Source organism: Paenarthrobacter sp. Y-19 (genome assembly GCF_029223985.1).
GTDB lineage: Bacteria > Actinomycetota > Actinomycetes > Actinomycetales > Micrococcaceae > Arthrobacter > Arthrobacter nicotinovorans.
Genome location: NZ_CP119414.1, coordinates 1236568 through 1250434 on the forward strand (window position 1 = coordinate 1236568; position 13867 = coordinate 1250434).

Sequence of the window (13867 nt, forward strand, 5' to 3'; positions counted from 1 at the left end):
CTGAAAACACGTCGAAAGATTTCGAAAGTTGGGGAACATGGTTCGAGAAGTGCGTCCGCCCAAATTGACCTTGGCTGCCGTCGCCAAGGAAGTAGGCGTCTCCGCGCCAACCGTGTCCAAGGTGGTTAACGGCCGGCAGGACGTGGCCGAGGAGACCCGTAACCGCGTCCTCGCGGCCTTGCACAGAACGGGCTACCGTTCCCCGCTTCAGCGCAAGAGTCCTCCCGCGCAGCAAGCCGTGGAGGTGGTCTTCGATTCGCTGAACTCTGCGTACTCCGTGGAGGTGCTCAACGGAATAATGGAGCATGCCGCGGCCTCGCAGATGGAAGTGATCCTCTCCGTCACCAGCAGGCAGTCAGCATCGCCCATGGACCCGGAGGAGCGTGCCCAGCGCCTGCTCGATGAGGGCCGCAGCGGCATGATCGTCGTCACCTCGGCCTTCGGGCCAGGGCAGCTTAAGGCCTTCCAGCGACGCCGCATTCCGGTGGTCGTAGTGGATCCGCTCAACCCGCCACCGGGAGACGTCTTCAGCGTCGGAGCAAGCAACTGGGCAGGCGGAAAGGCGGCGGCTTCCCACCTGTTGGAACTGGGGCACCGTCGCATTGCGTACATTGGAGGTCCGGCGGCCGCCGAATGCAGCCAGGCCCGTTTGCATGGTTACATGGCCGCGCTGATGGCCGCCGGCGTGCCGGTGGTGGAGGAATATGTCTCGGCAGGTCCGTTCCGCTCGTCAACCGGGGTGGCGGCGATGAAGTCGCTCCTGGCCCTGGACGATCCCCCCACGGCGGTCTTCGCCGCCAGCGACAGCATCGCCCTTGGCGTCCTGGCAGAAGCCAGGAGGCAGAACATCCGCATTCCGGACGACATGAGCCTGGTGGGATTCGATGGCACGACGCAGGCTGAAGAGTCCCTGCCGCCACTGACTTCGGTATCGCAACCCCTGCTGGAAATGGGCCGTTCAGCGTTGAGCTTCATTCTCCGCCAACGGAGCGGAGAGGAAATCGACTCCCGGCGCGTCGAACTTGCCACCCACCTGGTGGTGCGTGAGTCCACCGCCCCGCCGCGTACGCAGCAGAGCCCGGCAGGTCTCCGACGCCAGGCGGAATGACGCCGGCAGTCAGAGCCGGAGCGGCGGAATGGCTTCGTACAGCGGCAACCGAACCCAACGATCGCCGGTTTCGCGGTACTCCTCGCGGCTGGCAAAGCGGTAAAGGTAGCTGCGCGCACGCACCCAGCGGGGGCGTTCGCCGTCGAACGGGTCTTGGCGAAGCAGCCCAAGCGTTGTTTTGTCGGCCTCCAGAAGTCGGTTGAGGAAGGCATAAAACCACTCCTCGTGGACGGTTCGCAGCGGCAGGAACCACATCAGCCAGTCCAGCCTGAGGTGATAGGGCGCCCATTGGCGCGGGAGGCGCCGGACGTCGCCGGGCTTTCCCTTGAAGCCGTATTCCAGCCAGCGGTCATCGGGCGCATCAGGTTCCTCGTCCAGGGTGCCCTCCACGACGATTTCGATCCGCTGTTTGGTGACCGTCCCGAACGCCCCATAGGCATTGACCAGGCGCCATCGGTTGAAGCTGGCATTCATGAGCTGCTGACGCGAAAACAGGTTCAGGAGCGGACGGTAGCTCAGGACCAGCAGCAGGACACTGACCATAACGACGACGGCGAGCCACCACGCCGGGGTTTCGGCGCCTGAGTGCCACTCAAGCGGGATGAACGGGAAAACGGCATGGACCGCGGAGTCGCCCACCGCTCCGAAGGTCAGGATGATCGCTGCCCAATTCAGCCACGCGAAGTTCCCTGAAGCCACCAGCCACAGCTGGGTGACGATGATGACGCCCGCGGCGGCGCTGGCGACCGGCTGCGGTGCGAAAAGGAAGAACGGCACCACCAGCTGCGCAAAATGGTTTCCCGCTACCTCGACCTTGTGCAGCGGGCGGGGGAGGAGGTGGGCCTGCCGGCTGAGCGGGCCGGGCATTGGCTGTGTTTCGTGGTGGTAGAACATCGCTGTCATGTCGCGCCACTCGCGTCCGCCGCGGATCTTGATCATCCCGGCACCGAACTCCAGCCGGAATACCAGCCACGTGATCAGGATGAGGATGGTGGTGGGTGGGGGCGTCTGGTCCGAACCAAGAAACGCCACCGTGAATCCCATCTCGAGGAGAAGGATCTCCCATCCAAACCCATAGAACGTCTGGCCCACGTTGACGATCGACATGTACAGGAACCACAGGGCAAGGAAAGCCACCATGGGCAGCCAGGGAGGACCGGCCTGCGGGAGGCCGATCAGCAGTAAGGCCGCCACTGTGATCCCCACCCGGCACACGGCTCGGAGCAGCGCATCCGAGTAGTGCCAGCGGAAAAGAGTCGGCCTGGCCAAGCGGCGTGCAAGGTCCAGGAATGCCGGTACCGGTAGCAGTCCCCGTTCGCCCACAAGGGCAGGGAACTGGTTCAGCGTCGAAAGGAACGCAACCGCGTAGAGTGCCGCGGTGCCGCGCTGCAACACTTGCCGGGCGAATTCATGGTCCCACGCATCAAACCAGGACAGCCATTCCACAATCCCACGGTACGCAGGGGAGCCCGGCGGTCAAGCAGTGCAGGGCCGCAGGGGTTCCCGTCCCGTTCGCAGGCCCTCGTGCCGGCTGGGATACTTAAGGAATGCAGCCGCGCAAGATCGTCATCCTCGGGTCCACTGGTTCCATCGGCACGCAGGCGATCGACGTCGTCGACGCCGCCCCGCACCGTTTCGAGGTGGTGGCACTGAGCGCCGGCGGAGGAAACCTGGAACTCATCGCCCAGCAGGCTGTTCACACCCGGGCGCAAGCGGTGGGCATTGCCCAGGGCGATCCTGCCACCCTGCAGCAGTTCATTGCCGCTGCGGCCGCGGAAGCGGGCGTGCCGGACTTCGCTCCGCAGATCTTCGTCGGCCCCGATGCCTCAACGGAGATTGCCGCCATCGACTGCGATGTTGTCCTTAACGGCATCACTGGTTCCATCGGCTTGGCCCCCACACTCGCTGCGTTGGGCACGGGAGCTACGCTGGCCCTGGCCAACAAGGAGTCGCTGATCGTCGGCGGTGCCCTGGTCAAAGCCGCCGCACGCCCGGGCCAGATTGTTCCCGTCGACTCCGAACACTCCGCCATTGCACAGTGTCTCCGGTCCGGCACCGAGCAGGAAGTGGAGAAACTGATCCTGACCGCTTCCGGTGGGCCGTTCCGCGGCCGCACCCGTGAGGAACTCCACCACGTCACTCCGCAGGAAGCGCTGGCCCACCCCACCTGGGACATGGGCCTCATGGTGACGACCAACTCGGCCAGCCTGGTCAACAAGGGCCTGGAAGTGATCGAAGCGCACTTGCTGTTCGACGTCCCCCTGGATCGGATCGAGGTGGTGGTCCATCCCCAATCCGTGGTCCATTCCATGGTTCAGTTCGTGGACGGTTCCATCATTGCCCAGGCGTCGCCCCCGGACATGAGGCTTCCCATTGCCCTCGGACTGGGTTGGCCCGACAGAGTGCCCCGGGCCGCGCAGGCCTGCGATTGGACGCAGGCCACGAGCTGGACGTTCGAACCGCTCGATGCCGTGGCGTTCCCGGCCGTCGACCTCGCCAAGGACGCAGCCAAGCAGGGGAGTACCTTCCCGGCGGTGTTCAACGCGGCCAACGAGGAAGCCGTTGAGGCCTTCCATTCCGGCCGGATCCGCTTCACGGACATCGTTGACACGGTGGAGTCCGTCCTCAGCGAACACTCAGGATCCTCTGAGCTAACGGTGGAGTCCGTGCTGGATGCTGAGAAGTGGGCACGAGCCCGAACCCACGATCGTTTAGCTTCACGCAGCGCCCAGTAACCCCCCCATACCTTTACGGAAGCAGTCCCACCGGCATGAGTCCCGTCCTTCTCTTCATTCTTGGAGTTATCTTCGTCGCGATAGGCGTCGCTGTCTCCATCGCGCTGCACGAGGTGGGCCACCTGGTGCCGGCGAAACTCTTCAAGGTGCGCGTCACCAAGTACATGATCGGCTTCGGGCCGACGCTGTGGTCCAGGAAAAAGGGCGAAACGGAGTACGGCTTCAAGGCCCTGCCCCTGGGCGGCTACGTCTCGATGATCGGCATGTATCCGCCCAACAAGGAGGACGGCGGAGTCCGCCCTTCAAGCACCGGCATGTTCCAGACCCTCGCGACCGAAGCCCGCTCGGTCGCCCATGAAGAAGTAGGGCCCGGCGACGAAGGACGTGTCTTCTACAAGCTTCCGGTCTGGAAGAAAATCATCATCATGCTCGGCGGACCGGCCATGAACATGGTGATTGGCTTGGTCCTGCTGGCCGTGCTGCTCATGGGATTCGGCGTTGCCCAGGCAACAACCACGATCTCCGATGTCTCCAAATGCCAGGTGGCGGCAGGCGAAACCGTGGACCCTGATTCAGCCGACTGCAAGCTCACCCCGGCAGCTGCCGCAGGGCTTCAGCCCAATGACAAGGTCACCTCCTTCGACGGCAAGGCCGTCACCAGCTGGGATGAACTGACCAGTTGGATCAGGTCCTCCGCGGGCAAGGAAGTACCCATCACGGTGGAACGCAATGGTGCAAGCGTGGAGACCACCGTGACGCCCGTTCTTTCCTCGCGCCCGGTCATCGGGGCGGACGGCCGCCCCGAGCAGGACGCCAACGGCGTCCTCAAATACCAGGAAGTCGGCTTCCTTGGCATCGGTGCGCAAAGCGCCTTGGTTCCCCAACCGGCGTCGGCTGTCCTTCCCATGGCGGGAGAGAACATCAAGCAAATTTCCGGTGTGATCTTCAACCTGCCCGCCAGGGTGGTCGGCGTCGCCAAAGCGGCCTTCAGCGAGGAGCCCAGGGACCCCAACGGCCCCGTCAGCGTGGTGGGTGTCGGCCGCGTGGCCGGCGAGGTGGCAGCCATGGAACAGGTACCCCTGCAGGCCCGGATAGGGACCCTGATCGGACTGCTGGCGGGGCTCAACTTCGCCCTGGCCATCTTCAACCTCATCCCGCTCCTGCCGCTCGACGGCGGCCATGTGGCCGGTGCCCTGTACGAAGGAGCACGACGGCGGTTGGCCAAGTTGCGTGGCAAGCCGGACCCGGGCGCCTTCGACATCGCGAAGCTCCTGCCGGTGACCTACGTCGTGGCGGCGTTGCTGCTGTGCATGAGCGTCCTGCTGATTTACGCGGACATCGTCAAGCCCGTCAACATTTTCGGCTGACCCATGAACATTGACGACCGCACTGTGGGGATAGGCTAGCTCCATGACTGTTTTCGCTGTTGAGTACGTATACGTCGCCGATTCCGACGCCCTCCGCGACGAAGCCCGGCCAGCACACCGTGCGTGGCTCGCCGGACTGGCTGAGGACGACAAGCTGCTTGCCAGCGGCCCCTATGGTGACGGTGCCGGCGCTTTGCTGATCTTCAAGGCCGCGGAAGAAGCCGAACTTAATAACCTCCTCAAGCAGGATCCATTTGCTGAAGCCGGGGTTATCGCCGGCATCCGTACCACCGAATGGGCCCCCATCATCGGCGTCCTGGCAGCCCACGCTTCCTAGCCCCGGCGTCCTCCACCTCAACGATCACCCCAACCCAAGGAGTCCACGTGACCTCGGTCAGCCTGGGAATGCCAGCAGCCCCACCACCCGTTCTTGCCCCGCGCCGCAAGACGCGACAAATCAAGGTTGGTTCCGTTGGCGTTGGCTCTGATTCGCCGATCAGTGTTCAGTCCATGACCACTACGCCAACCACGGACATCAACGCCACCCTCCAGCAGATCGCGGAACTGACTGCATCAGGCTGCGACATTGTGCGCGTTGCCTGCCCCTCCGCTGATGATGCCGAAGCCTTGCCGATCATCGCCCGGAAGTCGCAGATTCCGGTGATCGCCGACATCCACTTCCAGCCCAAGTACGTCTTCGCCGCCATCGAAGCAGGTTGTGCCGCCGTCCGCGTGAACCCGGGCAACATCCGCAAGTTCGATGACCAGGTCAAGGAAATCGCGGCAGCGGCCCGGGACCACGGCACGTCCATCCGCATCGGCGTCAACGCGGGTTCCCTGGAGCCCGGCATCCTGAAGAAGTACGGCAAGGCAACGCCCGAGGCGCTGGTTGAATCCGCCGTGTGGGAGGCCTCGTTGTTCGAAGAACACGGATTCCACGACTTCAAGATCTCCGTGAAGCACAACGACCCCGTGATCATGGTGGCCGCCTACGAGATGTTGGCAGAGAAGGGCGACTGGCCCCTCCACCTCGGTGTGACGGAGGCCGGACCGGCTTTCCAGGGAACCATCAAGTCGGCCACGGCCTTCGGTGCGCTGCTGTCCCGCGGCATCGGCGACACCATCCGCGTTTCCCTGTCCGCCCCACCGGTGGAGGAAATCAAGGTTGGCAACCAGATCCTCCAGTCCCTCAACCTCCGCCCACGCAAGCTCGAGATCGTCTCCTGCCCGTCCTGTGGCCGCGCCCAGGTGGATGTCTACACTCTCGCCGAGCAGGTAACTGCCGGCCTGGAAGGCATGGAGATTCCGTTGCGCGTTGCGGTGATGGGCTGTGTAGTCAACGGACCCGGTGAAGCACGCGAAGCAGACCTCGGTGTGGCCTCCGGAAACGGCAAGGGCCAGATTTTCGTGAAGGGCGAAGTCATTAAGACTGTGCCCGAGAGCGAAATTGTTGAGACACTGATCGAAGAGGCCATGCGTATCGCTGAAGAGATGGGGGAGGCCGATGGCGAAGATGCTGTCAAGGGTAGCCCCGTGGTTAGCGTCTCGTAACGAGAACGGCTTGGGGGTCAGGGTGCTCGGCGGTGCCGACACCCTGGCTCTTCGCGCGCTCGCAAACGAAGACGCCGTAGCCAACGTCTTCATCCTTGCCCATCTGGAAAGTACCGGAACGGCGGCGCCTACCAGCGGCGGGGCCAGCGTTTTCGGAGTTTTCGACGGCGACACGCTCCTGGGTGCCTGCTGGGCCGGCGCCAATCTGGTTCCCGTGCAGCTGGAGCCCGGGCTGGCCGGCTATGTGGCCAACGCCGCCCACCAGACCGGACGCCGGTACGCCTCCATCTTCGGACCGGCCGAGACTGTGCTTGCGCTTTATGCCCGGTTCGAGCAGTTGGGCCATGTGGCCCATGAGGTCCGCGCCGAGCAGCCACTTCTCAGCATCTCAGGCGGCCCGGCCATCGGCGCCAATCCGGCCCTCACCTTTGGCTCAATGGTGGATTTCGACCGCATCCTCCCCGCCTGTGCTGCCATGTTTGAGGAAGAAGTGGGCTACTCTCCCTTCCTCGGAGGCCAGGAGTTCTACAGCAAGAGGGTCGCCGGCCTCATCAGGCAGGGCCATTCCCTGGTTCACATCGATACTGCCGGCACGGTGGTCTTCAAAGCCGAGTTGGGCGCCGTCACTCGGGAGGTCACCCAGGTGCAGGGCGTGTGGATGAATCCGGAACTGCGTGGCCGTGGCCAGAGCGCCGGGTACATGGCCGCCGTCGTCAACCTCTCGAGGACGTTCGCTCCGGTGACGAGCCTGTACGTCAACGACTACAACACCAAAGCCCGGGCCACCTACGAGCGCGTGGGATTTGAACAGGTTGGCACCTTCGCGACGGTCCTGTTTTAGGTCGCTGGCCGCGACTTGTAGTCTGGTCCCGGTTGGCGCGTGCCTCCACATCACTCGAACTTCCCTGGGGAACAAATGAATAAAAATGCGCTGCGCGGTTTTGCCGTGTCAGGACTGTTGGTCATGGGCCTCACCGCATGCGGCGGTGCCGGGACTTCCACGGACGCCGCGTCCGCTCCGGCCAGCGAAACGGCGACACCGACGCCGACGACCGTTGAGTTCCGCACGTACTCAAAGGCGGAGCTAACAAAGATGGTCGGAGATGTCCGTGACGGCAAAGGCACCAGACTTATGGTGATGCCTGACGACCGCTTGGCAGACACCCTGCAGCAGGTGAAGGACCTTGTGGCGAACAGCGTCATTGAGCCCGCGTCCTGCACCAGCTTCCTGACTGGTGGCGGTATCCAGATGGAAGAAGGAGCCACGATGAGCATCGGCGCCTCGGCCAGTTCAACGGCAGAGACGGCTTACCTGCTGTCTTTGTTCTCCGGTGCTGCAGAGGACAAGGTCAAAGCCGTCGCCGAGAACAGTGCCAAGGATCTCGCTGCCTGTGGTGACATCCAGATGACGGTCATGGGAAATGCGGTACACGCCAGCATCAAGGCGCTGCCCACCTCCGCCAAGACTCCGGGGGCCATTGCCTACCACAGCACCGCGGCGGGGCCAGCTGGATCGCAGGAACAGTTGTTCGTCAGCACGGTCAAGAGCGGAGTCGTCCTGGTGGCACAGTCCACCGGTACGAAGGTCTCGGACTCCGATCTTCCCAAGCTTGAGGCGATGCTGGACCAGGCTGCCGATCTCATCAAGTAGCCGCCGGAATCTGTGTAGCAGTACATGCCGTTTTGGAGCTTCATTACGGCATGTACTGCTACTTACCTGGGGAGTCCAGGTTGCCTGTGAGGTAGTGCTGGATGTTCGGGGCAACCAAGCGGACGACTTCCTCGCGTGGGGCGGACGCCAGCGGCTGCAGCCGGATCACGTATCGCGCGAGCATGAGGCCCACCACTTGGGTAGCCACCAGGTTTCCGCGCAGCCGCACTTCGGCGGCGGAGCCCGGCAAGCCCCCCATGATCCGTGGCAGGACCGCCCTGCTGACCACTTCCTTCATGAGCGCCGTCTTGGCCTTGGAGCCGATGGTTCCACGGGCGAAGGCCACCATGGCGTGCTGTGCCGGGCCTTCCCAGAGCTCCAGGACGGTGCGGACAATGACTTCAGCCCTCACCTGGGGGTCTGCGGTTTCGACGTCGGACAGGACCGCCGCGGGATCGGCCGGCAATTCGACGCTTGCTGCGAACAGCTCGTCTTTGCCCTTGAAGAAGTGGTGCACCATGGCCGGATCCACGCCGGATTCGCGGGCTACCTGGCGCAGGCTTGTTCCATCGAACCCCTGCTCCGCGAAAAGCCCCCGGGCGGCAGCCAGTATGGCTTCCCTGGAGTGATCTTCCTGACTGCGTCGGCCGCGTCGTAGCTGCGGGAGGCTCATCGCGTTTGTCGCCGCAGGGTCAGCGACGCCAGGACCAATACGCCTACCACGATCGCAGCCATCACCGAGGCGTCCTGCCACATCGCCGACGTCGCCTCGGAATTGCCTGCGATCTCCTTCAGGGCGTCCACCGAGAAAGTCAGCGGCAGGACGCCCGAGATGCCGTCCAGGACCTCATTCATGTGCTCCCGCGCCACAAAGAGTCCGCACAGCAGGATCTGCGGAACAACCACTACCGGCATGAACTGCACGGCTTGGAACTCCGTCCGGGCGAACGCCGAACACAACAGGCCCAGGGCGACACCCAATACCGCGTTGATGACGGCGATCAGCACCACCAGGCCAGGGCTTCCCTTGATATCCAAGTCAAAGATCCAGTACGCCACCGCTGTGGCCACCAGGGACTGCAGGGCCGCCATGATGGAGAAAGCCAAGGCGTATCCGAACAACAGATCGGCTTTGTGGATAGGAGTGGTGAGTAACCGCTCCAAGGTCCCGGACGTGCGTTCCCGCAGCATGGTGATGGACGTCACCAGGAACATCACAACGAAGGGAAAGATCGCCAGCATCATCAGGCCCACACGGTCGAACGTGCGCGGTACCCCGGGCGGCAGGGTTTCGTTCTCATAGAGGAAGTAGACGGCCGTCAGCAGGAGGGCGGGAACAACGAGGATCATTGCCACGCTTCGGTGGTCGTGACGCAGCTGGCCCAGGACCCGGGTGGTCGTAGCCAGCGTCATCCGGAGGTTCATGATGCCACCTGGTTTTCGTGCCGGCCACGGTCCGCAGCCCGGATGATGGTCAGGAACGCCCGCTCGAGGTCCACGCTCTGGCCGCGTTCGGCAAGTTCGGCCGGCGTGAGCTGGGCGAGCAGGAGTCCTTGCCTGAGCAACAGCAAGGTGGAGCAATGGGACGCTTCCTCCATGACGTGGCTGGAGACCAGCAGGGTTGTGCCGGCTGCGGCCATGGCGGCGAACCGCTCCCACAGTTCGGCCCGAAGAACGGGATCCAACCCCACCGTGGGCTCGTCCAGGACGAGGACCCTCGGGTGGGCCACCAGTGCGCAGGCCAACGACACCCGGCTGAACTGTCCACCTGAAAGATCGGCCGCCTTTTGCCGGGCAAGATCCCGAAGCCCGACGGCGGCAATCGCCTCGGCGGCGTCTGCCGCCGTCGCGCTGTGCATGGCGCCAAAATAGCGGACGTTCGCTTCGACGCTGAGGTCTCCATAGACGCTGGCGCCCTGGGTGACATATCCGACGTCGTGCCTGAGGGGGGCGCTGCCTGCGGCCTGTCCCAGCACGGTGATTGATCCGCGGGTGATCCGCTGGACTCCGACGATGGCGCGCATGAGCGTGGTCTTGCCGCTTCCCGAGGGGCCAAGCAGTCCCGCTACCTGCCCCGGCGCTACTGTGAAATCGAGGCCGCGGAGGACTCTCTTGCGGCCCAAGGAAACATGGAGATCCGTTGCTGCGATGGCAACAGCAGCAGCGGAGGGAGCGGCAGGTTGGGGAGTGCGCGACATGATGGCCTCACGAGCATCCGAAAATTCATCAAGTGATGAAATAACGGTAGAACTGCCGCTGATGAGTGGTCAAGGACTTTCTTCTCCATCGAAAGTACAAAAATCCTTGAAAACGTGTCGTCAATCACATAGGTTCATCCCTAACCGTGTCGTTGGGGCGCGGGTGATTATTGAGGGGAATCGTGACAATGGCAGTTGGCGTTGATCTTTCGAAGGCACTTGACAAGGCGTACGAGGACAAGACCCTGAAGGAAATTCTGGATGCATCTCCGGCCGCGTTGGCAGGTGTTACGGATGCCACGGCAAAGGCCTTGAAGGATTCCCTGGGTATCGACACCATCCGCGAGCTCGGCAGCAATAAGTTCTTCGCAGTCGCAGGCGTACTCGTCGCCCTGGAGGGCAAGACCAAGTAGTCCACGGATAAAGCCCGCGGCCGGCCGGCCGTTGAGCCACGCCATCGCAGGATGACCAGCCCACAGCGGCCAGGGGCTTCCGCTCGCGACGGCGTGGCTCTTCCGTGTGCGGGGCAATGAGGCTCCTAAGGCCGTCCGTTCAAGGCGCAAGGCCGTCAGCCGGTAGATTAGTACGCAGTTGTTTTGCCACATCTGCCAAAGAAACGGATACGTACCCGTGGTCCTTCGCCTTTCCCAGTTATTCCTGCGCACCCTGCGTGAAGATCCCGTCGACGCCGAGGTCGCCAGTCACAAGCTTCTGGTCCGCGCCGGCTATATCCGCCGTGCGGCTCCCGGTATCTACACTTGGCTCCCGCTGGGCCTGAGCGTCCTGCGCAAGGTTGAGGAAATCATCCGCCAGGAAATGTCCGCCATCGGAGCCCAGGAAGTCCACTTCCCGGCGTTGCTCCCGCGCGAACCCTACGAGGCCACCAACCGCTGGACCGAGTACGGCGAAGGCCTGTTCCGTCTCCAGGACCGTAAGGGCGCCGACTACCTCCTTGCCCCCACGCACGAAGAAATGTTCACGCTGCTGGTGAAGGACCTGTACTCCTCGTACAAGGACCTGCCGCTGAGCCTGTACCAGATCCAGAACAAGTACCGTGATGAAGCACGTCCCCGCGCCGGGCTCCTCCGCGGCCGGGAATTCATCATGAAGGATTCCTACTCCTTTGACGTTGACGACGCCGGTTTGGACGCCAGTTACGCCGCCCACCGTGCCGCGTACCTGAAGATCTTCGAGCGCCTGGGCCTGGAAGTCATTCCGGTTGCCGCCACCGCCGGTGCCATGGGTGGTTCCAAGAGCGAGGAATTCCTGTTCCCCACCGAGATCGGCGAGGACACCTTCGTTCGCTCGGCCGGTGGTTACTACGCCAACGTCGAAGCCGTCACCACGGTTGTTCCGGCGGACATCGACTTCACGAACGCTCCGGCAGCCGAAGTCCTTGATACGCCGAACACGCCGACCATCGATACCCTGGTCGCGGCAGCCAACCAGCTGGCTCCGCGCAACGAGGCCGACGGCGGCGCATGGACTGCCGCCGATACCCTCAAGAACGTGGTCCTTGCCGTGACGCTGCCCACCGGTGAGCGCCAGATCGTCGTCATCGGCGTACCGGGCGACCGGGCCGTGGACCTCAAGCGCGTGGAAGCCAACATCGGTTCCCACCTGCCGATCGCCGGTGAGATCGGCCTCGAGGCCGCCAACGAAGAAGACCTCAAGAAACTCCCATGGCTGGTCAAGGGCTACATCGGCCCTGGCTTGTCGCTGGACCAGCCTGTGCTGGGTCTTGAGGGATCCTCCAAGGTGCTGTTCCTCGTGGATCCCCGCGTGGTTTCCGGCACCCGCTGGGTCACCGGCGCCAACGCTGAAGGCAAGCACGTCTTCGGCCTGGTGGCCGGCCGCGACTTCACCTGGGACGGCGTCATCGAAAGCACCGAAGTGCGCGCGGGCGATCCTGCGCCGGATGGCTCGGGACCCCTGGAAACCGCTCGTGGCATCGAGATGGGCCACATCTTCCAGCTTGGCCGCAAATATGCCGAAGCCCTCGACCTGAAGGTCCTGGACCAGAACGGCAAGCAGGTGGTGGTCACCATGGGTTCCTATGGCGTTGGTGTTACCCGTGCCGTGGCGGCCCTGGCTGAAGCCAACCATGACGAGCGCGGCATCGTGTGGCCGCGCTCGGTTGCTCCGGCAGACGTCCACGTGGTGGCCGTTGGCCGCGGCGACGACATCTTTGATGCTGCCGAGAAGCTCTCCATTGAACTCGAGGCCGCAGGCCTGGAGGTCATCTTCGACGACCGTCCCAAGGTTTCGCCAGGCGTGAAGTTCGGCGATGCCGAACTCGTAGGCGTTCCCACCATCCTGGCCGTTGGCCGTGGACTCGTGGACGGCGTCGTGGAAATCAAGGACCGTCGCAGCGGTGACGCCGAGAACATCCCGGTGGACAAGGCCGTGGATTACGTGGTCAACGCCGTACGCTCCCGGTGATTTCCGGCTTCGAATCGATCCAGCTCACCACTATCATCCTGATCGTGGTGGCTGGATTCGCAGCCGGTTGGATCGATGCAGTCGTTGGTGGCGGGGGACTGATCCAGCTCCCCGCCCTTCTGCTGGTACCGGGCATCAGCCCTGTCCAGGCGCTGGCGACCAACAAAATGGGGTCCATCTTCGGGACCACCACCAGCGCGGTGACGTACTACCGCCGTGTTGGTCCGGACCTCAAGACCGCGATTCCCATGGCTGTGATTGCTTTGGTCGGAAGCTTCGGCGGCGCCATCCTGGCCGCGTCCTTGCCGGCAAGCGTCTTCAAGCCGATCATCGTGCTGGCGCTGGTCGCCGTCGCAATTTTCACCGCGATGCGTCCCAGTGCAGGTGAGCTGACGGCATTGCGCCACGATGGCCACAAACACTATGTCGTGGCCTGTCTGATCGGCGGCGTCATCGGTTTTTATGACGGCCTGATCGGCCCGGGAACGGGCTCGTTCCTGGTCATTGCCCTGGTTTCGGCCATGGGCTACGCCTTCCTTGAAGCGAGCGCCAAGGCGAAGATCGTGAATATGGCAACCAACGCAGGGGCGCTGATCTTCTTCCTGCCGCACGGCTCGCTCCTCTGGGGCGTAGGCCTGGTCCTGGGCCTCGCCAACATGGCCGGAGGCTATCTGGGTGCCAGGACAGCCGTGGCCAGGGGGAGCAAGTTCGTACGCCTCGTCTTCCTGGTGGTGGTCGCCGCGTTGATCGTCAAACTGGGCGCGGACGTCTGGAACGAGAACTTCGCTTAAGGAACCGCGGCGCAGTCCGGCCCC

General features: G+C 63.5%; 14 protein-coding genes. 10 read left to right on the forward strand and 4 right to left on the reverse strand.

Features of this window, described 5'->3' with window-relative positions; all coding sequences use genetic code 11:
* Positions 1 to 37 precede the first annotated feature (37 nt).
* On the forward strand, positions 38 to 1108 hold the full coding sequence (locus PYR64_RS05685) for a LacI family DNA-binding transcriptional regulator (protein WP_275778835.1): 1071 nt from the start codon (positions 38 to 40) through the stop codon (positions 1106 to 1108).
* Between the two features lie 9 nt (positions 1109 to 1117).
* Here the strand turns inward: PYR64_RS05685 and PYR64_RS05690 are convergent, their stop codons facing one another.
* A complete protein-coding gene (locus PYR64_RS05690; protein WP_275778837.1) occupies positions 1118 to 2554 on the reverse strand; it encodes a lipase maturation factor family protein in 1437 nt (478 codons plus the stop codon).
* Positions 2555 to 2655: 101 nt separating this feature from the next.
* On the opposite strand from PYR64_RS05690, the gene dxr reads away from it, so the two are divergent.
* From dxr to PYR64_RS05720, 6 genes are all read left to right on the forward strand, one after another.
* Positions 2656 to 3843 carry a 1-deoxy-D-xylulose-5-phosphate reductoisomerase gene (dxr, locus tag PYR64_RS05695; protein WP_039240576.1) on the forward strand — a complete coding sequence of 396 codons (1188 nt, stop codon included), beginning with the start codon at positions 2656 to 2658 and terminating at the stop codon, positions 3841 to 3843.
* Positions 3844 to 3878: 35 nt separating this feature from the next.
* Positions 3879 to 5210 (forward strand): site-2 protease family protein, encoded by a 1332-nt coding sequence (locus PYR64_RS05700; protein WP_275778839.1) that lies wholly within the window; start codon positions 3879 to 3881, stop codon positions 5208 to 5210.
* Positions 5211 to 5253: 43 nt separating this feature from the next.
* A complete protein-coding gene (locus tag PYR64_RS05705) occupies positions 5254 to 5547 on the forward strand; it encodes a YciI family protein (RefSeq protein WP_018779025.1) in 294 nt (97 codons plus the stop codon).
* 47 nt (positions 5548 to 5594) lie between these two features.
* A complete protein-coding gene (ispG, locus tag PYR64_RS05710; protein WP_018779026.1) occupies positions 5595 to 6761 on the forward strand; it encodes a flavodoxin-dependent (E)-4-hydroxy-3-methylbut-2-enyl-diphosphate synthase in 1167 nt (388 codons plus the stop codon).
* A complete protein-coding gene (locus tag PYR64_RS05715; protein WP_055978001.1) occupies positions 6724 to 7602 on the forward strand; it encodes a GNAT family N-acetyltransferase in 879 nt (292 codons plus the stop codon). Before ispG ends, PYR64_RS05715 begins: the two co-directional genes overlap by 38 nt.
* Before the next feature lie 75 nt (positions 7603 to 7677).
* Positions 7678 to 8412, forward strand: coding sequence for a hypothetical protein (locus PYR64_RS05720; protein WP_275778842.1), 735 nt, complete (start codon positions 7678 to 7680; stop codon positions 8410 to 8412).
* Between the two features lie 58 nt (positions 8413 to 8470).
* Here the strand turns inward: PYR64_RS05720 and PYR64_RS05725 are convergent, their stop codons facing one another.
* The 3 genes from PYR64_RS05725 to PYR64_RS05735 are packed head-to-tail and all read right to left on the reverse strand — an operon-like array spanning position 8471 to position 10610.
* Positions 8471 to 9085, reverse strand: a complete 615-nt coding sequence (locus tag PYR64_RS05725) for a TetR family transcriptional regulator (protein ID WP_275778844.1) — start codon at positions 9083 to 9085, stop codon at positions 8471 to 8473.
* A complete protein-coding gene (locus PYR64_RS05730) occupies positions 9082 to 9825 on the reverse strand; it encodes an ABC transporter permease (RefSeq protein WP_018779031.1) in 744 nt (247 codons plus the stop codon). The genes PYR64_RS05725 and PYR64_RS05730 overlap by 4 nt, the downstream gene beginning before the upstream one ends.
* Before the next feature lie 8 nt (positions 9826 to 9833).
* On the reverse strand, positions 9834 to 10610 hold the full coding sequence (locus tag PYR64_RS05735; protein ID WP_193589689.1) for an ABC transporter ATP-binding protein: 777 nt from the start codon (positions 10608 to 10610) through the stop codon (positions 9834 to 9836).
* A 182-nt stretch (positions 10611 to 10792) separates the two neighbouring features.
* On the opposite strand from PYR64_RS05735, the gene PYR64_RS05740 reads away from it, so the two are divergent.
* The 3 genes from PYR64_RS05740 to PYR64_RS05750 all read left to right on the forward strand — a co-directional run bounded on the left by PYR64_RS05740 (position 10793) and on the right by PYR64_RS05750 (position 13843).
* Positions 10793 to 11023 (forward strand): hypothetical protein, encoded by a 231-nt coding sequence (locus PYR64_RS05740; protein WP_200888235.1) that lies wholly within the window; start codon positions 10793 to 10795, stop codon positions 11021 to 11023.
* Between the two features lie 217 nt (positions 11024 to 11240).
* Positions 11241 to 13052 (forward strand): proline--tRNA ligase, encoded by a 1812-nt coding sequence (locus PYR64_RS05745; RefSeq protein WP_055977951.1) that lies wholly within the window; start codon positions 11241 to 11243, stop codon positions 13050 to 13052.
* A complete protein-coding gene (locus PYR64_RS05750) occupies positions 13049 to 13843 on the forward strand; it encodes a TSUP family transporter (RefSeq protein ID WP_275778846.1) in 795 nt (264 codons plus the stop codon). The genes PYR64_RS05745 and PYR64_RS05750 overlap by 4 nt, the downstream gene beginning before the upstream one ends.
* The last annotated feature ends 24 nt before the right edge of the window (positions 13844 to 13867 follow it).